Consider the following 20,070-nt stretch of genomic DNA (forward strand, 5'->3'; position numbering starts at 1 on the left):
GCGGCGGGCGTTTCTTTACCGTTTCCGGGGTCCGATCAGCTGAATGCGCGCTTGATCCGCGAGCGCAGCAGTGCGCGCTTCAGGCGCCCCTCGACGGCCGGCGTGTCGAGCGCGAGTCGCGAGCCCGCCGGCTCGCCGCGATGCAGGTAATAGCGGTCGAACGTGGCCTGCGTCATGCCCCATTTGTTGAGGAACTGGCGGCGACCATCGTTCTTGACGATCTTGCCCGTGCTTTTCTGCTGGAAGTGATAGACGAGGCTGTCGCCGACGCCGAGGAAGATCCGGCAGCCGGCGTCCCAGAATTTCATCGAGAAGTCGTTGTCGCTGCTCATCCCCGGCGACAGCTCGCTGCTGTAGCCGCCGATGCGGTTCCACCAGTCGCGGTGCACGAGCGTCGGCGGCCAGGTCGAGCCGAGCCAGTCCGCGCGCGCGAGCCGCGGCGTGGCCGCGACGAGGCCGGCCGCGTCGAACTGTTCGGCGTCGCGGCCGAAATTGCTGACGACGACGCACGGGTTGCGCGTGTCGACCGGCTCGACCATCGTGCCGGACAGCATGAACAGGTCGGTCGGCATCTGCTCGATGCGCCGCACGAGCGCCGCGTCCCAGCCGGGGCAACAGTACATGTCGTCGTTCATGTAGACGACGTAGTCGCGCGTCGCGCGCGCGGCGGCCAGGTTCACCGCGTGGCAGATGCCGATGTTGGCCGGCGACGCGGTGTGCTCGATGCCTTCGCTGCGCACCCAGTCGAGCGTGCCGTCCGAGCCGTCGTTCACGTGCACGATGATCTGGTGGTCGTACGCCGAATGACGGCGCAGGCTGTCGACGACGAGCTTGAGGTACGGCAGGTTGTTCCAGGTCGGGATGATGATGGAGAACATGGCGGTCGGATTCGGTGGTCGTCGTGTCGGCGGCGCGTGGCGCGGCGCCGCGCTCGGGCGCGCATGGCGCGCGGGCAGCCCGGCATTGTAACGCCGGGCCGGCCGCATGCCGGCGGCGTCAGGGGTGGGGCAGGGGGCGCGCGCTCAGCGGGCCGGCTCGTGGCCGAGCTTCAGGAACCGGTAGTACACCGTTTCCGCGTTGAACACGGCGATCATGAAGCCCGCGCGGCCGTCGAGAAACCCGCGCCGCAGCACATAGGTCCGCACGAACGCCCATGCGCCGCGCGCGAGCGCCTTGCCGAAGCCGCCGCGCTGGCCGGCCGCGCGGCGCTGGCGCGCGCCGGCCGTCGAATACGCATCGAGCTTGCGCACGACGGTTTCGAAATCCTCGTACGAATAGTGCATCAGCTTGCCCGGCAGCCGCTGCGCGGGCGTGTCGAACACAAGCCGTTCGTGCACCAGGTCGTCGGAGAAGCGGGCGGTGCCGCGCCGGAACAGGCGCGGCACCCAGTCGGGATACCAGCCGCTGTGGCGGATCCATTGGCCGCAGAAGCTCGACAGCCGGTCGAGCGCATAGACCTGCGCGGCCGGCGCGCGGATGGCCGCGCGGATCGACTGCGCGAGTTCCGGGCTGACCACCTCGTCGGTGTCGAGCGACAGAATCCAGTCGGTGTCGAGGGCGTCGAGCGCGCGGTTCTTCTGCGGGCCGAAGCCCGGCCAGTCGCGCTCGACGATCACGCGGGCGCCGTGCGCGCGGGCGATTGCGACGGTATCGTCGGTGCTGCCGCCGTCGATCACGACGACGTCGTCGGCGAAGGTCAGCGCGTCGAGGCACTGCGCGAGCCGCGCGGCCGCGTTGAGGGCGATGAGGGCGACGCCGAGGGTGGGTTCTGCCATGAAATCGTCGAAAAGGCGGAGAAAACGGTGAGCGGCAGTATACCCGCGCGCCGGCCGACGGCCGCTTCGGCGACGGCCATGCCGGCGCAGGCGGTACAGCTATAATGTTGGGCCTTTTTCGGCACCCGCCGGACGGGGTGAATTCCGGGCAGTCACGCCCCGGGCGCCGCGTCGCGGCTCAAGAAGGATTGCCTTGGAAACCCAGAACACTCTTCGCAAACCGATGGACGGCACCGGTACGTCGCCGGTCACGGTCCTCAAGCGCCTGTGGCCGTACATCCGGCCGCTCATCGGCATCGTGCTGCTCGCCGTGATGACGATGGGCGTCGTCGCGGCCACGGAAGCCGGGATCCCGGCACTGCTCAAGCCGCTGCTCGACCACGGCTTCGGCTCGCACGGCAGCGACCGCGCGAAATGGTACGTGCCGATCGCGGTGATCGGCCTCGCGCTCGTGCGCGGCGTGTCGCAGTACACGTCCAACTACCTGCTCAACTACGTGTCGAACCGCATCCTGCTGCAGCTGCGGCTCGAGATGTTCCAGCGGATGATCCACACGGGCGCGTCGTTCTTCCAGCGCGAGACCGCGAGCACCGTGATCAATGCGATCGTGTTCGAGGTCAACCAGATCCTGTCGGTGCTGACCGGCGTGATGGTCACGCTCGTGCGCGACTCGCTGACCGTGGTGTTCCTGCTCGGCTACCTGTTCTACCTGAACTGGCGGCTCACGCTGATCGTCGCGGTGATCCTGCCGGGCATCGGCTGGCTCGTCAGCAAGATCAACCGTCGCCTGCGCCGCCTGAACCGCGAGCATCAGACGCTGACCAACGAGCTGTCGTACATCGTCGAGGAGACGGTCGGCGGCTACAAGGTCGTGAAGGTGCACAACGGCGAAGCGTACGAGATGGACCGCTTCACGACGATGAGCAAGCGCCTGCGCGGCTACGCGATGCGCATGACGATCTCGGGCGGGCTCGCGCAGCCGCTGACGCAGTTCCTCGCGTCGATCGCGCTCGCGGTCGTGATCACGATCGCGGTCGTGCAGTCGACCAACGACCAGACGACGGTCGGCGGCTTCGTCGCGTTCGTCACGTCGATGCTGCTGGTGATCTCGCCGCTCAAGCACCTGATCGATGTCAACCAGCCGCTGCAGCGCGGGATGACGGCCGCCGAGCTGATCTTCGGGCTGATCGACGAGCCGGCCGAGCCGCAGGGCGGCGGCCGTGCGCTGCCGCACGCACGCGGCGAGATCGAATTCCGCGACGTGTCGTTCGACTACGGCGCCTCCGAGCGGCCGACGCTCGACCGCATTTCGTTCAAGGTCGCGCCGGGCGAGATGATCGCGCTCGCGGGGCCGTCGGGCAGCGGCAAGACGACCCTCGTCAACCTTCTGCCACGTTTCTTCGATCCGACGGGCGGCGCGATCCTGGTCGACGGCGTGCCGGTGGCCGACTACGACCTCCACGCGCTGCGCGGCCAGATGGCGATGGTCAGCCAGGACGTCGTGCTGTTCAACGACACGATCGCCGCGAACGTCGCGTACGGGCAGACGCCCGACCGCGCCCGCGTGCAGGCGGCACTCGAGGCCGCGAACCTCGCCGACGCGGTCGCCGCGATGCCCGACGGGCTCGACACGCTGGTCGGCGGCAACGGGATGCGTCTGTCGGGTGGCCAACGGCAGCGGCTCGCGATCGCGCGCGCGATCTACAAGGATGCGCCGATCCTGATCCTCGACGAGGCGACCTCGGCGCTCGATTCGGAATCCGAGCGTCACGTGCAGGCCGCGCTCGAGCGGCTGATGGAAGGGCGCACGACGCTCGTGATCGCGCACCGGCTGTCGACGATCGAGCGTGCGGACCGGATCCTCGTGCTCGAAGCCGGCAAGATCGTCGAAACGGGCAGCCACGACGAGCTGCTGCGCCATGGCGGGCTGTACGCGCACCTCCACCGGATCCAGTATCAGCAGCAGGCGGCGTGACGTCGGATCGCACCCGTGTGCTAGTCTTCATCGGACAGGTCCGGTTTCGTTGTTTCCGGTTCGACGTGACAACACGGAGGGAAGGGCAATGAAGAAGATGCACGGGATGATGCTGGCCGCGCTGGTCGCGGCGGGTTTCGCAGCGCCGGCCGCGATGGCGCAGGATCATGGCAACTACGACAACCACGGAGACCGCGGCGGCCCGGGCATGCGGCACGGCCATGGTCCGAAGCACATGCCGCCGGGGCAGGCGATGCATCGCGAGGACGATGTGCCGCCGCGCTGGGCCGACCAGCCGCGCCGCGATTGGCACAAGGGCGACCGTCTCCCGGACGAATTCCGCGATCGCCAGTACGTGGTCGACGACTGGCGCGGCTATCGCCTGAGCCCGCCGCCGCGTGGCTATCACTGGGTGGGCGTCGGCGGCGACTACCTGCTCGTGCAGATCGGCTCGGGCATCGTGCTGCGGGTCGGTCCGTAACACCCGCCACCGATCATCGATTCATCCGGCTGCCGGGGCGTGTGTTCCGGCAGCCGCGTCACTTGTCCTTATCCTTGTCCTTGTCCGCCGCCCGGCGGAACCAGCGCCGCTCGACCCGCGACATCGCCCAACACACGGCCAGCGCGCAGACGGTGCCGAGCGCCACTTCCCCGAGTCGCATCAGCGGAATGTCCCATAGTGGGCCGTTGCCTGGAAACAGCAGCACGATCGTCGCTGTCACGCCGCCGAGCCGCGCCGCGCTGCCGACGTTCAGGCACCAGCAGCTGACGATCGTGACCGCGACCGCGATCGCATAGGCGACGAGGCGATCGCCGCCGAGCGCGGCGCCCGCGAATCCGACCAAGCCGCCGATCATCGCGCCGATGAACTGGTCGCGCGACAGCGACATCGTGTCCGAATAGTTGTGCTGCGTGACGGCGATCGCGGTGACCGCCGCCCACACGGCCTGCTCGGTGTGCAGCGCGCGGCCGATCGTGTACGCGAGGCACGCGCCGCAGACGGCTTGCAACGCCATCAGCGCGCCTTGCGTGAGCCGCTCGCCGAAAGTCAGCCCCTTGAACAGATCGAAGATCGACTGCTGGATCTGCTGGCGGGCTTCGTTGAGTGTCCTGATCGTATCCATCGTGTCGGGCCGGGAGGCGGGGGCGAGCGCGTCAGTGCGCCTGTTCCGGCGATGCGGCGGCCGGCTCGCCGGTGGTCGCGTCGCCGTTCTCGACGCGCGTTTCCGGCATCGCGAGCCAGACCAGCAGCACCGCGAGCGTGCCGGCGGCGGCGAGCCCGAAGAAGCTGACCGCATTGCCGAAGTGATCGGCGACAAAGCCGGCCACGGCGGTGCTGAGCGTCGCGCCGATACCGGCCGCGAGCCCGAACAGCCCGATGCACAGGTTGTAGCGGCCCTTGCCGCCCGCGACGTCGGCCGCGATCAGCGGCAGCATCACGCCGAACACGGCTGCGCTGATGCCGTCGAGCATCTGCACCGGCACCAGCAGGTAGGGACTGCTCACGCCGGCGAACAGCAGCGCGCGCACCGGCAGCGCCGAGAAGCCGAGCAGCAGGATCGGCCGGCGTCCCCAGCGTTGCGCGGACCGGCCGACCCACGGCGACAGCATCGCGACGATCGCCTGCGGTACGATGATGCACGCCGCGATCACGAGCTGCACGTTCTCGCCCATCCCGGCCGTCACTTCGCCGGCCGCGAGGTTGAGCATCGCCGCGTTCGACAAGTGGAACAGCACGACGCACGCCGCGAAGATCAGCATCCGGCGATCGCGCAGCAGCTCGAGCAGCGTCTCGCGCTCCTCGCCTTCGTCGCGCTCATCGGGTTTCGACGTATGCGGAATCACTTCGTGTGTCGGCTGGATCATCGCGAGCGCGAACAGCGCGGGCAACGCCAGCACGGCGGTCAGCCAGAACACCGCGCGCGCGGAGAAATACTCGCCGGTGAGCCCCATCAGGCCCGCCGCGACCGCGCTGCCGATCGATGCCCAGCGCGCGTTGCGGCCGAGCCGGTCGCCGAGGTCGGCGCGGCCGACCAGCGAGAACGAGATCGCGGCCATCGCGGGCACGAGCATGCAGCTCGCGAAGCCGTGGAACACTTCGGCCGCGATCACCGGCACGATCGTCGGGCTCGACGCGAGCAGCACCGCGGACAGGATGATCGCCGCGATCGCCCACGCGGCCGCGCCTTTCTTGTTCTTCAGCGCGTCGACGGCGGCGCCGCCCGGCACCTGGCTGACCATCGCGCTGATCGTGCCGATCGACAGCACCATGCCGATCTCGCCCTGCGTCCACTTGTGCGATGCGAGGTAGGACGCGATGAACGGACCGAACCCGGTTTGAACGTTTGCAACGAAAAAGTTGAGCCAGTCGAGGGCCCGGAGACTGCGAACGCTGACGGAATGCTTGATCGTCATCGGGCGGCACTCGCAGGCGAAGCCGGCGCGGCGGCGGTAACCGGCGGCGAGACCACGACGATCGGCTTGTCGGCCGCGTAGGGCGGCGACGCCTTGATCTGCGCGTCGTTCAGGTCGAGTTGCGGACGCAGCGCCTTGTCGCGCGTGACGAAGCGCAGCGCGCCCCAGCTCGCGGCGATCGAGCGGCGGTCGGTATTGACGAGCCCGCCGAGGTCGAGCACGACGGCCTGCGGTTGCGCGCCGCGGTCGATCAGCACGTCGACGACCCGGCCGATCTTTGTGCCGTTCGGGCGTTCGACGTCGCTGTCGAGCAGCGGCAGACGCGTCGTGGGCGACGCCGCGGCCGAGCCCGACAGCGGCACGGCCTTGGGCCGGGCGGCCGGCGGCAGGTCGCCCGACGGCACGTCGAGCACGATCGGTTCCTGTTTGCCGCCCGGCGTGAAGCGGAACACGCTCCACGGGAAGACGACCTTGCGGTCGCCGATACCCATGAACCCCTGCAGGTTGACGATCATCTCGCGCGGTTTGCCGCTTGCGTCGGTCACCATGTCGACCGCGCGGCCGATCACCTTGCCGTTGCGGCGCGCGACCTCGCTGTCGAGCAGCGCATGGATCTGGGTGCGGTCGAGCGGGCGTGTTGCGACGAGCGGCGGCGGGGGCGGCGGAGGCGGCGTCGGTGATTCGGGGCGCTGCACCGGCTTCGGCTTCGTCACTTCACGGTGCGGCTTCTTCGGCGCTTCCGGTTCCTCCGGCTGGACGAGCGGCGGCACGGGCGGCATCGTCAGCGGTTCGCCGGCGGTTTCCTCGACGGGCTCGACGAGCGCCTCGCTGATCGGCGCGGGCGGATTCTGGGTCGGCAGCAGCCCGCAGCCGGACAGCAGCGCGGCGGCCGCGAGAACGAGGAAAACCGTCGAGGACGGGAACGACATGCGGGATGCGGGAAACGGGAGTCCGCCGCTCATTGACACTCACTCCATGGGTCGGGGGCGGGCCCGGGGGCTCGCGGCTGGCGATGGATGGCGGGTGCGGGCGGCGCACCACGCGAGGTGAGAGTTTAACGTGTCTTCCTTTCAGGACCGATTTATGCGAAGAATCGGGCGCGGGAGGACCGGGAAATGGCGGGGGCGATCGCCGCAAGGGCGGCGTTGGGGGGGGCACAACGAGCGCGGCGCCCGACCGTCGACGACGGGACGGGCGCCGCACGGGCTTCCGACGTGGCGTTATTTGACCAGCGAGCCGAGCGTCGTCGTCACCGGGGCGAGCAGGCCACCGCCGGTCTTCGACAGCGCGCCGGTGCCGCTGCCGCCCGTCAGGCCGCCGACCGGCGAGCTGCCGGCCGCCGCCGTCACGGAGCCGACCGCCGACGTGAGCGCGCCTGCCGGGTTGCTGCCGCCCGTCGCGCTGCCGAGTGCCCCGGTCGACAGGAGCCCCGTCACCGGGGCGAGCGGATTCGTCGCGGCGCTGCCGCCGCCGAGCAGCGCCGTGCCGGCGGTGGCGACCGTGTTGCCGGTCGCGGTCACGACGTTGCCGACGCCGGTCGTGACCGGATTGTTGCCCGTATTCGCGAGCGTCGTGCCGGCGTTCGCGACGCCGGTGCCGACGGTCGTCACGAGGTTCGTCAGCGGCGCGCCGAGCGGCGTGCTCGCCGCGACCGTCTGCGTGACCGAGCCGACCGTCGTCGTGATCGGCGTGATCGCCGAGCTGGCCGCGCCCGTCACCTGCGCGACCGGGCCGGTCGACAGTTGCGTGCCGAGCGTCCCGCCGGCGCCTGTGATCGTATTGCCGAGCGTCGTCACGGCCCCGCCGACGGGCGACGTGACGGGCGCGAGCGGTGCCAGGGCCGAACCGCTGGCGCCGAGGCTCGACACGACACCGCCCGTCGCGGCGACTGCCTGGCCGAGATTCGTGACCACGCCACCCGTGCTCGCGACCGTCGTGCCGATCGGATCCGACGACGCGCCGAGCTGACCGAGGCCCGAACCGAGGCCGGTGCCGAGCGTCGTGACCGCCGCGCCGACGTCCTGCACCACGGTGCCGAGCCCCTGTGTCGTCGCGGGGCTCGTGCCGGGCACCGACTGCGCGGCGATTGCCGTGCCGACGCCCGATATGGCGCCGCCACCGGCCGTCACGATGTTGCTCGACGCAGCGGCCGTCTGGCCGACGCCGTTGGCCGACGTGCCGCTCGAGCCGTTGCCCGTGCCGCCGGTCGTTGCCGTCGTGTCGCCGGATCCCGAGCCGGAGCCGCCGGTGCCCTGACTCAGCGAGCCGGAGCCGCCGCACGCGGCCAGCGACATCAGCGCCGCGGTGCCGGCCGCGATCATGATCATTCGGAATCCTGCTTGATGGATGATGGGCGTGTTCATGTCGTCCTCGTCTCGATTATGGAAATGAGTCAGGCGGCCTTCGTGTGCGCCGACATGTCGTCGCTGCGGAAGGGAAGCGGCGGGCGCACCGTTGTTGTCTCCCTGATCGACCTGTCGCCGTGTCGCGTATTCGCCTGAACCGGAACCCGGAGCGCTTGCAGGACGAATCGTTTGCATTCTTTCGTCTTGCTTGCCGATCGTGCCGGAAATCACCGGATTCGTTCGACCAGAGTAGGTCCGTCGAGGTGAGACTTCTTTTAATGATCGTTAAATTGAAGTAAGCGTCCGATTCAATGCCGAAGTCGGGGTAATCACGATCGACGCGATGCGACTCGTGTGATGGGGGCGGGAGGGAGGGAGGAAGGAGGGGGCGGGCGGCGCCTGCCTGGGCCGCCGTCGCGGCGGGCAGGCGCGGGCGCCGTGCGAGGCGCGGAGCAACCGGAACGTCAGGCGTCGGGATACCACGCGTCGGTAAATTCGCTGACCTTGACGTCGGTCAGCTCCGGACGTGCGGCCAGCCATGCACGGACGTTCTCGCGGTCGGCATCGGTCGTCGTGCCGCGCGGCGCGCCGGAGATCACGTAGGCGCCGATCCCTTCGTCGGCGGATGCGACGGTAAGCAGCCCGTTCGCTTCGACGAAATCGATGAACGCATCGATGAGCTGGCCGCGCTCGAGGTCGGACAGCTCGTTGCGGTAATGCGCGGTCGCGTTGAACGCGAGTTCCTGGAACTCGGCGATGTGGAGTTTCTTGCGCTGGCGGCGGTTGTGGCGTTGGCTCATGGTGTGTGATGAACGGGAAGAGGAAAAATGCAGCGACGGCGGGCGCGGGTGTGACATGCGCGAGTGGCCGGCGCCGCGCTGGATCGCCGCGCGGCATAGCCTGCGGCGGGCAGAGGGAACATCACATCAGCACGATATCGTACTGCTCCTGGCTCAGGTTCGACTCGACCTGCAGCGATACCGGCTTGCCGATGAAGTCGATCAGCATCGCGAGATGCTGCGACTCCTCGTCGAGGAACAGGTCGATCACCTGCTGCGCGGCGATCACGCGGAATTCGCGCGGGTTGAACTGGCGCGACTCGCGCAGGATCTCGCGCAGGATGTCGTAGCACACGGTGCGCGACGTCTTCACCTGGCCCTTGCCCTGGCAGGTCGGGCACGGCTCGCACAGCACGTGCGCGAGCGATTCGCGCGTGCGCTTGCGCGTCATCTCGACGAGCCCGAGCTGCGAGAAGCCATTGACCGTCACACGCGTGCGATCGCGCGACAGCGCCTTCTTCAGCTCGGACAGCACCGCGTCGCGATGCTCGGCGTTCTCCATGTCGATGAAATCGATGATGATGATCCCGCCGAGGTTGCGCAGACGCAGCTGCCGCGCGATCGTATGCGCGGCCTCGAGGTTGGTCTTGAAGATCGTGTCGTCGAAGTTGCGCGCACCGACGTAGCCGCCGGTGTTCACGTCGATCGTCGTCATCGCCTCGGTCTGGTCGATCATCAGGTAGCCGCCCGACTTCAGGTCGACGCGGCGCGACAGCGCGCGCTGGATCTCCGTCTCGATGTTGTACAGGTCGAACAGCGGCCGCTCGCCGGTGTAGTGATGCAGCTTCGGGCTCACCGCCGGCGTGAACTCGCCCGCGAATTCCGCGAGGCGCTGGTAGGTCTCGCGCGAATCGACCTGAATGCGCGTCGTGTCGTCGTTCGCGAAATCGCGCAACACGCGCTGCGCGAGATCGAGATCCTGGTACAGCAGGCTCGTCGCCGGCAGCCGCTGCGCTTGCGCGACGATCGTCGCCCAGGTCTTGCGCAGATACGTGACGTCGCCCGCCAGTTCGTCGGAGGTCGCGTCCTCGGCGATCGTGCGCACGATGTAGCCGCCTTTCTCGTCCGGCGGGATCACGGCGGTCAGCCGTGCGCGCACGGCCTCGCGCTCGGCCTCGCTCTCGATCTTCTGCGAGATGCCGATGTGCGGCTCCTGCGGCAGGTACACGAGCGTGCGGCCCGCGATGCTGACCTGCGTCGACAGTCGCGCGCCCTTCGTGCCGATCGGATCCTTGATCACCTGGACCATCAGCGTCTGGCCTTCGAAGACGGTCTTCTCGATCGGCTGGTGCGGCGTGCCCGACTGCGGCTCGCCCGCGAGGCGCGGATGCCAGATGTCCGCGACGTGCAGAAACGCCGCGCGCTCGAGGCCGATGTCGATGAATGCCGACTGCATGCCGGGCAGTACGCGCACGACCTTGCCGAGGTAGATGTTGCCGACCCGCCCGCGCGACAGCGTGCGCTCGACGTGAAGCTCCTGCACCGCGCCTTGCTGGACGAGTGCGACCCGCGTTTCCTGCGGCGTGAGGTTGATCAGGATTTCTTCGTTCATGGTGGGATTCAGAAGTCGACGCGCGCGGCGCGCAGCAGTGCCGCGGTCTCAAAGAGGGGCAGACCCATGATACCCGAATGGGAGCCTTCGATTCGCTCGATGAATTCGGCCGCGCGCCCCTGGATCGCGTAGGCGCCGGCCTTGCCGAACGGTTCACGGGTGTCGACGTAACGTTCGAACGCCTCGCGCGGCGCGGCCGCGAAGCGCACCGACGAGCGCGACAGCGCGGGCGGCAGCAGTTCGCCGTCGGCGCCGATCACCGCGACCGCGGTCAGCACCTCGTGTTCGCGGCCCGCGAGGCGGGTCAGCATCGTGAGCGCGTCGGCGGCATCGGCCGGCTTGCCGAGGATCGCGCCGTCGATCGTCACGGTGGTGTCCGCAACCAGCACCGGCGCGGCCGGCTTGCCGCTCGCGACGAGGCGCGCACGCGCCGCCTCGGCCTTCGCGACGGTCACGCGCCGGACATACGCATCGGCGGCTTCGCCGGGCAGTTCGGCTTCGAGCGCCTCGGCGTCCTCGTCGGGGCGCGGCAGCAGCAATTCGAAGCGCACGCCGATCTGCTGCAGCAGCTCCTGGCGGCGCGGGCTTTGCGAAGCAAGGTAAAGGGTCGGAAAAAGGGCGGGGGGCGTGCTGGACGGCATGGTGTCGTTATCTCGTTGAGCGCGCGCGCCGCGCGTCCCGAGGACGACGCGTCATGCGCGGTGGTAGGGGTGATTCTGCGTGATGCTCCACGCCCGGTAAAGCTGTTCGGCGAGCAGCACGCGCACCATCCCGTGCGGCAGCGTCATGCTCGAAATGCGCAGCAGCAGGTCGGCGCGCGCCTTGAGTTCCGGATCGAGCCCGTCGGCGCCGCCGATCACGAACGCGACGTCACGGCCGTCCTGCTGCCAGCCGGGCAGCGCCTGCGCGAGCTGCATGGTGGTCCAGTCGCGGCCGCGCTCGTCGAGCGCGACGATGCGCGCGCCCTTCGGCAACGCGGCCTCGATCTTCTGCCGCTCGGCCGCCATCACGCTTTCCGCGCTGCGGCCGCCCGAACGCAGTTCGGGCTTGATCTCGCGCAGCTCGATGCGCAGCTCGGGCGGCATGCGCTTCGTGTATTCGTCGAAGCCGGACGCGATCCAGCCGGGCATCTTGTGGCCGACCGCGAGGATGAAAAGCTTCATCGGGACGACTCGCTGCGGGTCAGCGGCGGCGGGCCGCCGTCTTGCGCGCCGGGCGTGCGGGCGCTTCTTCCTCGTCGTCCTCGTCTTCGTCGGCCGTCGCGACGCCGTTCGGGCCCTTGCCGCCGCCGAGCTTCATCCGCACGGGCTTGTCGCCCCAGATTTCCTCGAGGTTGTAGTACTGGCGCAGCGCCGGTTGCAGGATGTGCACGACGGCGTCGCCGCAGTCGACCAGCACCCATTCACCCGTGTCCTCGCCCTCGGAGCTGACGATGTCGCCGCCGGCTTCCTTGACCTTGTCGCGCACGCTCGACGCGAGCGCCTTGGTCTGGCGGTTCGACGTGCCCGACGCGACGATCACGCGGTCGAACAGTTCGGTCAGATGGCTGGTGTTGAACACCTTGATGTCTTGCGCCTTGATGTCTTCGAGAGCGTCGACGATCACGCGCTGCAGTTTGCGGATATCCATGGAATCAGGAATGGTAGAGACGATGTTGAAGAATATAGGCCCAGACGGCGGCCGGCACATGCTCGGCCGACGCATCGGGCATTTGCGCGTGACGCGCGATGCATTCGCGCAGGTGCGCACGGATGTCGGTTGCGGCGATATCGAACGCCAGCGTCGTGTCGATCAGCAGATGGCCGGCCGGTGTCGCTTTCAGCACGTCGGCGCCGGCCTGCCGCCGCGCGATTTCCTGCGCGATGGCCGGCGGCGCCGTGCCGAGGTCGAAGCCCGGGCGCGTCGACGCGCACACGTGCGCATAGTCGAACAGCTTGCGCCAGTCGCGCCACGTGTCGAGCCGCACCAGCTGGTCGGCGCCGATCAGCAGGGACAGCGAAGCGTCGGGGCCGATCCGCTCGCGCCAGCGCGCGAGCGTCTCGACCGTATAGGTCGGCCCCGCGTGCTCGATCTCGTCGGTCGCGACGGTGATCGTCACGCCGGGCAGGGACAGCGAGCCGGCAGCGGCGCGCGTCATCGCGAGCCGATGCTGGGCGGCCGACACGTCGCGCTTCTGGTAAGGCTGCCCGGCGGGCAGCAGCACGAGGTCGGTCAGGCCGAGCACGTCGGCGAACCGGCGCGCGAGCGCGAGGTGGCCGTCGTGGATCGGATCGAACGTGCCGCCCAGCAGGCCGATGCGACGTGACGGCGTTCGCGGCTGCGGGGCGGGGCGGGCGGTGGTGTTCAGAAAAACGTGTCCTGTTCTTGGGGCGGCGGGCGCGGCGGGCTCAGACCCAGTCGCGCGGCACGAGGAACTCGCTCAGGCGCGCTTCGGGCGAGCCCGGTTCGGGTTGCCAGTTGTAGCGCCAGTTCGCGACCGGCGGCATCGACATCAGGATCGATTCGGTCCGGCCGCCGCTTTGCAGGCCGAACAGCGTGCCGCGGTCGAACACGAGGTTGAATTCCACGTAGCGGCCGCGCCGGTAAGCCTGGAAGTCGCGTTCACGCTCGCCGTACGGCAGCGCGACGCGGCGTTCGACGATCGGCAGATACGCGTTCAGGAACGCGTCGCCGACGCTCTGCATCATCTCGAACGAGCGTTCGAATCCGGGTTCGGCGAAGTCGTCGAAGAAGATCCCGCCGATGCCGCGCGTCTCGTTGCGGTGCTTCAGGAAGAAATACTCGTCGCACCACGTCTTGAAGCGCGGATAGAGCTCGGCGCCGAACGGGTCGAGCGCGTCCTTGCAGGTCTGGTGGAAATGGCGCGCGTCGTCCTCGAACGGATAAACCGGTGTCAGATCCATCCCGCCGCCGAACCAGAAGATCGGCGCCTCGCCGGGCTTCGTCGCGATCAGCATCCGCACGTTCATGTGCACCGTCGGGCAGTACGGGTTGCGCGGGTGCAGCACGAGCGACACGCCGAGCGCCTCGAAGCCGCGGCCGGCCAGCTGCGGGCGCGCGGCGCTCGCCGACGGAGGCAGCGCGTCGCCCGCGACGTCGGAGAAACCGATTCCCGCGCGCTCGAACACACGGCCGCCTTCGAGAATCCGCGTGCAGCCGCCGCCGCGCAGGCGCTCTTCCGGCCCGCGCTGCCACGCATCGGTCGCGAGCGGCGTGCCGTCGAGCGCGCCGAGCGCGTCGGCGATGCGTGTCTGCAGGCCCTGGAGGTACGTGCGCACGCGCGCCACGTCGTAGGTCGAATCGGTCATGTCTGAACTGGGTGCCCCCGCGCGAAGCGGGGGCCGTAAAAAAGGCATCTGCCGGGCATTCTATCGAACCCCGGCAGAGGAGGCCGCCGCTTGCGACGGCAAGGCGGCGGTCAGGGCGTCACGCGCTCTTGCGGTTCAGCGCGCGAAAGCCGATGTCGCGGCGGTACTGCATGCCTTCGAAATTGATCTGGTTGATCGTGTCGTACGCATGCTGCTGCGCTTCGCGCACCGAATCGGCGAGACCGACCACGCACAGCACGCGGCCGCCCGACGTGACGAGCTTGTCGCCTTCGGCGAGCGTCGTGCCCGCATGGAACGTCACGGCCTGTTCGGTCTCGGCCGGGATTCCGTTGATGCGGTCGCCCTTGCGCGGCGCGTCCGGATAGCCGTGCGCGGCCAGCACGACGCCGAGCGCGGTGCGGCGGTCCCAGTCGAGCTCGACCGTGTCGAGCGTGCCCGCGATCGCCTGTTCGACGACCTTCGAGAAATCGCTCTTCAGGCGCGCCATGATCGGCTGCGTCTCCGGGTCGCCCATCCGGCAGTTGAACTCGAGCGTGCGCGGATTGCCTTCCTTGTCGATCATCAGACCCGCATACAGGAAGCCCGTGAAGCGGATGCCGTCCTTCTCCATCCCGCGCACCGTCGGCATGATGATTTCGCGCATCACGCGTGCGTGCATCTGCGGCGTGACGATCGGCGCGGGCGAGTAGGCGCCCATGCCGCCCGTGTTCGGGCCGCGGTCCTCGTCGAGCAGACGCTTGTGGTCCTGGCTGGAAGCCAGCGCCAGTGCGTGCTTGCCGTCGACCATCACGATGAAGCTCGCTTCCTCGCCGTCGAGGAATTCCTCGATCACGACGCGCGCGCCGGCGTCGCCGAGCTTGTTGCCCGACAGCATCATGTCGACCGCGGCATGCGCTTCTTCCAGCGACATCGCGACGACGACACCCTTGCCGGCCGCGAGGCCGTCGGCCTTCACGACGATCGGCGCACCCTTCGCGTCGATGTACGCGTGCGCGGCGGCGGCGTCGGAGAAGGTTTCGTAGTCGGCGGTCGGAATGCCGTGGCGCTTCATGAACGCCTTCGCGAAATCCTTCGAGCTTTCGAGCTGCGCGGCTTCGCGGGTCGGGCCGAACACCTTCAGGCCGCGTGCGCGGAACAGGTTGACGATGCCGGCCGCGAGCGGCGCTTCCGGGCCGACGAGCGTGAACGCGACGCCTTCGCTTTCCGCGAAATCGGCGAGTGCGTCGAGCGACGTGATGTCGACGTTCTTCAGACGCTCGTCCTGCGCCGTGCCGCCATTGCCGGGCGCGACATAGACCATCTGGACACGCGGCGACTGCGCGAGCTTCCACGCCAGCGCATGTTCGCGGCCGCCGGAACCGACGACGAGTAGTTTCATGGGATTCCCCGCAGACTAGAAAACAGGGCGGCCGGCACGCTCAGGCGCGCCGGCCGCGAAATCGGTCGGGCCGCCGTCGCGACGATGCGCACGGCGGCCGGCATCTCATTCCTCGACGATGACGGCGTTCGTATACACCTCCTGCACGTCGTCGAGGTTCTCGAGCGCGTCCAGGAGCTTCTGCATCTTCGCCGCATCGTCGCCGGTGAATTCGACTTCGTTCTGCGGCTTCATCGTCACTTCGGCGAGTTCGGCCTTGAAGCCCGCGGCTTCGAGCGCGTCCTTCACCGCCGAGAAGGCCTGCCAGTCGCACAGCACTTCGATCGAGCCGTCGTCGTTCGTGCTGACGTCGTCCGCGCCGGCTTCGAGCGCCGCTTCCATCAGCGCGTCTTCCGACGTGCCGGGCGCGAACAGGAACTGGCCGACGTGATCGAACATGAACGCGACCGAACCGTCGGTGCCCATGTTGCCGCCGAATTTCGAGAATGCATGACGGACTTCCGCGACCGTGCGGGTGCGGTTGTCGGTCAGCGTGTCGACGATGATCGCCGCGCCGCTGATGCCGTAGCCTTCGTAACGGATTTCTTCGTAGTTCGCGCCGTCCGCGCCGCCGACGCCGCGGTCGATCGCGCGCTTGACGTTGTCCTTCGGCATGTTCGCGTCGGCTGCCTTGTCGACCGCGAGACGCAGACGCGGGTTCGAGCTGGCGTCGCCGCCGCCGAGGCGGGCCGCGACCTGGATTTCCTTGATCAGGCGGGTCCAGATCTTGCCGCGCTTCGCGTCGGCCGCTGCCTTCTTATGCTTGATGTTGGCCCATTTCGAATGACCAGCCATACCTTTCTCCGTGCCCGGGCGCGCTGCGCGGGCGATTGTGCCAATGTGTCGTTGAATCGGCGGCCGTCTGGGCGGGCGTGATGCCGCGGGGCCGCGCGTGTCGAGTGGAACGTGATTTTATCACGCGGCGACCCTCGCTTCGGGGCCGCCGTGCATGGCCGAACGGCCGGGCGGGCCGCTCGGTTTGCCGGGCCGCGCGGCCCGGCGGCGGCGTGCGTCAGTTCTTGGTGCCGAACAGGCGGTCGCCTGCGTCGCCGAGGCCCGGCACGATGTACGCGTGCTCGTTCAGGTGCGAGTCGAGCGACGCGACGAACAGCTTCACGTCCGGGTGCGCGTCCTGGAACACCTGCACGCCCTCGGGCGCGGCGACCAGCGCGACGAACATGATGTTCGCGGCCGGCACGTTGCGGCGCTTGAGCACGTCGACCGCGTGCACGGCCGAATAGCCGGTCGCGACCATCGGGTCGCACAGGATGAAGATGCGGTCTTCCAGGTCAGGCAGACGCACCAGGTATTCGACCGGGCGGTGATCCTCGGCGCGGTAGACGCCGATGTGGCCGACGCGCGCGGACGGCACCAGGTCGAGCAGGCCGTCCGACATCCCGATGCCGGCGCGCAGCACGGGCACGATCGCGAGCTTCTTGCCCGCGATCACCGGCGCGTCGACCGCCACGAGCGGGGTTTCGACCCGCTTGGTCGTGATCGGGAGGTTGCGGGTGATCTCGTAGCCCATCAGCAGCGTGATCTCGCGCAGCAGTTCGCGGAACGTGCGCGTCGACGTGTCCTTGTCGCGCATGTGGGTCAGCTTGTGCTGGATCAGCGGGTGATCGGTGATGAAGAGATTCGGGAAACGGCTGTCCTGTTTCATGACGGGGTGCCTTGGCGGCAAAAGGGGATCGGGGGCGGCGATGGCGCCACGCCGGCCGCCGCTTATGGCCGCAATTTTACCAAGGCGCGCCACGTGATCCGGATATTATCGACGTCTCACGACAATCCGCGCGCCGTGTTCGCCCGTTCGCGACCGTTCGCCCGTCCGGCGATGCGGCCGGGCCGCGCCGGCGCGCGTCGCCATAAGGGAATCGACGATGGATCTCGGCATCGCAGGAAAGACCGCGCTCGTGTGCGCGGCGAGCAAGGGGCTCGGACGCGGCTGCGCGGAAGCGCTGGCCGCCGAGGGCGTGAATCTCGTGATCGTCGCGCGCACGCGCGACACGCTGGAGGAAACCGCGGAGGAGATCCGCGCCGGGTCGAACGTGTCGATCACCGCCGTCGCCTGCGACATCACGACGCCCGACGGCCGCGCGGCCGCGCTCGCCGCCTGCCCGCAGCCGGACATTCTCGTGACGAATGCCGGCGGGCCGCCGCCCGGCGACTTCCGCGATTTCTCGCACGACGACTGGATCCGCGCGCTGGAGTCGAACATGCTGACGCCGATCGAGCTGATTCGCGCGACCGTCGACGGGATGATCGGGCGCGGTTTCGGCCGGATCGTCAACATCACGAGTTCGGCCGTGAAGGCGCCGATCGACGTGCTCGCGCTGTCGAACGGCGCGCGCTCGGGGCTGACCGGCTTCGTCGCGGGGCTGTCGCGCAAGGTCGCGGGGCAGGGCGTGACGATCAATAACCTGCTGCCCGGGCTGTTCGACACCGACCGGATCGCGACGACGCTCGCGGCGTCGGCGAAGGCGCAGGGCGTGACGGTCGACGAGATGCGCACGCGGCGCGCGAAGGAAATCCCGGCCGGGCGCCTGGGCACGCGTGCCGAATTCGGTGCGGCGTGCGCGTTCCTCTGCAGCGTGCACGCCGGCTACATCACCGGGCAGAACTGGCTGCTCGACGGCGGCGCGTATCCGGGCACGTTCTGACGCGCACACCGCCATTCACACATACGACAACAATCGACCCACGAAGGAAATGGAGATGAGCAAACCCCGCATCGCATTGATCGCGCACGACGCGAAGAAGGACGAGATCGTCGCGCTCGCGGGCCAGTACCGCGAGACGCTCGCGCAATGCAGGCTGGTCGGAACGGGCACGACGGGCGGCCGCATCGCCGCCGCGCACGGGCTCGAGGTCGAGCGCAAGCTGTCGGGGCCGCTCGGCGGCGACCTGCAGATCGGGGCGGAACTGGCCGAAGGCCGCGTCGACATCGTCGTGTTCCTGCGCGACCCGATGACCGCGCAGCCGCACGATCCGGACATCACCGCGCTGGTGCGCGCGTGCGACGTGCACGACGTGCCGGTCGCGACGAACGTGGCGACCGCGCGGATGCTGCTCGACGATCTGGCGCGCAACATGCAGGACGTTTGCTAGTCGGCCGCCGGCCTGATTGCCCTTGCTGACGGCAGGGCCATGCACGCCCGGCCGTGACGCGCGAGAATCGGGCGTCGCGACGCGCGCCGCCGCCGGTCCCGTACCGATCGGCACCGGAGCGCGTCGGCGACCCGAATATCCCCTGACCGATTCAGAAACGAGGAGCGAAACGATGCCGAAAGCAATCCGATACGACCAGCCGGGCGGCCCGGACGTGATGAAGTGGGTCGATGTCGAGGTCGGCGAGCCGAAGGCGGGCGAAGTCCGTATCCGGCAGCATGCGGTCGGGCTCAACTATATCGACGTGTATTTCCGCACCGGCCTCTATCCGCAGCCGCTGCCCGGCGGCCTCGGGATGGAGGCGGCGGGCGAGGTGACGGCCGTCGGCGAGGGCGTGACCGCGCTCAAGGCGGGCGATCGCGTCGCCTACGTCGGGCAGCCGCCGGGCGCGTATGCGCAGGAGCGGGTGATGCCGGCCGAGCGGCTCGTGAAACTGCCCGACGGGATCAGCTACGACGACGCGGCGTCGGTGATGCTGCAGGGGCTGACCGCGCACTACCTGCTGCGCCGCACGTATCCGGTCAAGGCCGGCGACACGATCCTGATCCACGCGGCGGCCGGCGGTGTCGGCCTGCTCGTGTGCCAGTGGGCGAAGGCGCTCGGCGCGACCGTGATCGGGACGGTCGGCTCCGACGAGAAGGCCGCGCTCGCGAAGGCGCACGGCTGCGATCATCCGATCGTCTATACGCGCGAGAACTTCACGCAGCGCGTGAAGGAGATCACGAACGGCGCGGGTGTGCCGGTCGTCTACGACTCGATCGGCAAGGACACCTACATCGGTTCGCTCGATTGCCTCGCGCCGCTTGGGCTTTTCGTCAGCTTCGGCAATGCATCGGGCCCGCTGCCGGCGATCGACTCGAAGGAGTTCTCGTCGCGCGGCTCGCTGTTCTTCACGCGGCCGACGTTGTTCTCGTACATCGCGAAGCGTGCGGATCTCGAATCCGCGGCCGCCGAGCTGTTCGACGTGATCCTGTCGGGCAAGGTGAAGACGAGCATCAACCAGCGCTATCCGCTCGCGGAAGTCGGCCGCGCGCATGCCGATCTCGAGTCGCGCAAGACGACCGGCTCGACGATCCTCGTTCCCTGACGCATCCCTTCGTGCCGGCACCACGCCGGCACGCACCCAGACGGGCGGCGCTGGCCGCCGCCCGCTTCGTCCTCGTCACGCTCGCCGTTTCCCGCCGCACGCGTTTACGCGTTTTTTATACCGGCCCGATTACCTTTGACCCGACCTTTACGCGCGTTCCCATAAGGT

General features: G+C 68.8%; 21 protein-coding genes. 5 read left to right on the top strand and 16 right to left on the bottom strand.

Annotated elements, in window-relative coordinates:
* Window positions 1-35: 35 nt before the first annotated feature.
* Complete coding sequence (locus tag WS87_RS05985) at window positions 36-878, bottom strand: glycosyltransferase family 2 protein (protein WP_059527283.1); 843 nt, start codon at window positions 876-878, stop codon at window positions 36-38.
* 144 nt (window positions 879-1,022) lie between these two features.
* Window positions 1,023-1,775: a glycosyltransferase family 2 protein gene (locus WS87_RS05990; RefSeq protein ID WP_059527280.1), complete on the bottom strand. Its 753-nt coding sequence runs from the start codon at window positions 1,773-1,775 to the stop codon at window positions 1,023-1,025.
* A 223-nt stretch (window positions 1,776-1,998) separates the two neighbouring features.
* Here WS87_RS05990 and msbA point away from each other — a divergent pair, with 223 nt between their 5' ends.
* Together msbA and WS87_RS06000 are read left to right on the top strand one after the other, a co-directional pair.
* Window positions 1,999-3,750 (top strand): lipid A export permease/ATP-binding protein MsbA, encoded by a 1,752-nt coding sequence (gene msbA / locus WS87_RS05995; RefSeq protein ID WP_059689407.1) that lies wholly within the window; start codon window positions 1,999-2,001, stop codon window positions 3,748-3,750.
* A gap of 88 nt (window positions 3,751-3,838) precedes the next feature.
* A complete protein-coding gene (locus tag WS87_RS06000) occupies window positions 3,839-4,231 on the top strand; it encodes an RcnB family protein (RefSeq protein ID WP_059820635.1) in 393 nt (130 codons plus the stop codon).
* Between the two features lie 58 nt (window positions 4,232-4,289).
* Here WS87_RS06000 and WS87_RS06005 read toward each other — a convergent pair whose 3' ends face one another.
* The 14 genes from WS87_RS06005 to upp all read right to left on the bottom strand — a co-directional run bounded on the left by WS87_RS06005 (window position 4,290) and on the right by upp (window position 17,310).
* Window positions 4,290-4,874 (bottom strand): FUSC family protein, encoded by a 585-nt coding sequence (locus WS87_RS06005; RefSeq protein ID WP_059820636.1) that lies wholly within the window; start codon window positions 4,872-4,874, stop codon window positions 4,290-4,292.
* A 31-nt stretch (window positions 4,875-4,905) separates the two neighbouring features.
* Window positions 4,906-6,165 carry an MFS transporter gene (locus tag WS87_RS06010; protein ID WP_059820637.1) on the bottom strand — a complete coding sequence of 420 codons (1,260 nt, stop codon included), beginning with the start codon at window positions 6,163-6,165 and terminating at the stop codon, window positions 4,906-4,908.
* Entirely contained in the window at window positions 6,162-7,127 is a 966-nt protein-coding gene (locus WS87_RS06015; RefSeq protein WP_059820638.1) for a PRC-barrel domain containing protein, read from the bottom strand. The genes WS87_RS06010 and WS87_RS06015 overlap by 4 nt, the downstream gene beginning before the upstream one ends.
* 258 nt (window positions 7,128-7,385) lie before the next feature.
* Entirely contained in the window at window positions 7,386-8,528 is a 1,143-nt protein-coding gene (locus WS87_RS06020; RefSeq protein ID WP_059820639.1) for a collagen-like triple helix repeat-containing protein, read from the bottom strand.
* 446 nt (window positions 8,529-8,974) lie between these two features.
* Complete coding sequence (locus WS87_RS06025) at window positions 8,975-9,310, bottom strand: YggL family protein (RefSeq protein WP_059527263.1); 336 nt, start codon at window positions 9,308-9,310, stop codon at window positions 8,975-8,977.
* Window positions 9,311-9,431: 121 nt separating this feature from the next.
* Window positions 9,432-10,901 carry a ribonuclease G gene (gene rng, locus WS87_RS06030; protein WP_059820640.1) on the bottom strand — a complete coding sequence of 490 codons (1,470 nt, stop codon included), beginning with the start codon at window positions 10,899-10,901 and terminating at the stop codon, window positions 9,432-9,434.
* Window positions 10,902-10,909: 8 nt separating this feature from the next.
* A complete protein-coding gene (locus WS87_RS06035; RefSeq protein WP_059820641.1) occupies window positions 10,910-11,542 on the bottom strand; it encodes a Maf family protein in 633 nt (210 codons plus the stop codon).
* A gap of 51 nt (window positions 11,543-11,593) precedes the next feature.
* On the bottom strand, window positions 11,594-12,064 hold the full coding sequence (gene rlmH / locus WS87_RS06040; protein WP_044844705.1) for a 23S rRNA (pseudouridine(1915)-N(3))-methyltransferase RlmH: 471 nt from the start codon (window positions 12,062-12,064) through the stop codon (window positions 11,594-11,596).
* 19 nt (window positions 12,065-12,083) lie between these two features.
* Window positions 12,084-12,530 (bottom strand): ribosome silencing factor, encoded by a 447-nt coding sequence (rsfS, locus tag WS87_RS06045; protein WP_059820642.1) that lies wholly within the window; start codon window positions 12,528-12,530, stop codon window positions 12,084-12,086.
* Window positions 12,531-12,534: 4 nt separating this feature from the next.
* Window positions 12,535-13,248: a nicotinate-nucleotide adenylyltransferase gene (locus WS87_RS06050; RefSeq protein WP_082750755.1), complete on the bottom strand. Its 714-nt coding sequence runs from the start codon at window positions 13,246-13,248 to the stop codon at window positions 12,535-12,537.
* A gap of 40 nt (window positions 13,249-13,288) precedes the next feature.
* Window positions 13,289-14,209 carry an oxygen-dependent coproporphyrinogen oxidase gene (hemF, locus tag WS87_RS06055; RefSeq protein ID WP_059820644.1) on the bottom strand — a complete coding sequence of 307 codons (921 nt, stop codon included), beginning with the start codon at window positions 14,207-14,209 and terminating at the stop codon, window positions 13,289-13,291.
* A 118-nt stretch (window positions 14,210-14,327) separates the two neighbouring features.
* On the bottom strand, window positions 14,328-15,608 hold the full coding sequence (gene purD, locus WS87_RS06060) for a phosphoribosylamine--glycine ligase (protein ID WP_059468145.1): 1,281 nt from the start codon (window positions 15,606-15,608) through the stop codon (window positions 14,328-14,330).
* Window positions 15,609-15,713: 105 nt separating this feature from the next.
* On the bottom strand, window positions 15,714-16,442 hold the full coding sequence (locus WS87_RS06065) for a YebC/PmpR family DNA-binding transcriptional regulator (protein WP_044844700.1): 729 nt from the start codon (window positions 16,440-16,442) through the stop codon (window positions 15,714-15,716).
* A 217-nt stretch (window positions 16,443-16,659) separates the two neighbouring features.
* Window positions 16,660-17,310 (bottom strand): uracil phosphoribosyltransferase, encoded by a 651-nt coding sequence (upp, locus tag WS87_RS06070; protein ID WP_006478229.1) that lies wholly within the window; start codon window positions 17,308-17,310, stop codon window positions 16,660-16,662.
* A 217-nt stretch (window positions 17,311-17,527) separates the two neighbouring features.
* Here upp and WS87_RS06075 point away from each other — a divergent pair, with 217 nt between their 5' ends.
* The 3 genes from WS87_RS06075 to WS87_RS06085 all read left to right on the top strand — a co-directional run bounded on the left by WS87_RS06075 (window position 17,528) and on the right by WS87_RS06085 (window position 19,902).
* Window positions 17,528-18,307 carry an SDR family oxidoreductase gene (locus tag WS87_RS06075; protein WP_059820645.1) on the top strand — a complete coding sequence of 260 codons (780 nt, stop codon included), beginning with the start codon at window positions 17,528-17,530 and terminating at the stop codon, window positions 18,305-18,307.
* 55 nt (window positions 18,308-18,362) lie between these two features.
* Window positions 18,363-18,755, top strand: a complete 393-nt coding sequence (locus WS87_RS06080) for a methylglyoxal synthase (RefSeq protein ID WP_059533273.1) — start codon at window positions 18,363-18,365, stop codon at window positions 18,753-18,755.
* A gap of 172 nt (window positions 18,756-18,927) precedes the next feature.
* Window positions 18,928-19,902 (top strand): quinone oxidoreductase family protein, encoded by a 975-nt coding sequence (locus tag WS87_RS06085; RefSeq protein ID WP_059820646.1) that lies wholly within the window; start codon window positions 18,928-18,930, stop codon window positions 19,900-19,902.
* The last annotated feature ends 168 nt before the right edge of the window (window positions 19,903-20,070 follow it).

This window comes from Burkholderia sp. MSMB0856, from assembly GCF_001524645.2.
GTDB classification, from domain to species: Bacteria; Pseudomonadota; Gammaproteobacteria; order Burkholderiales; family Burkholderiaceae; genus Burkholderia; species Burkholderia diffusa.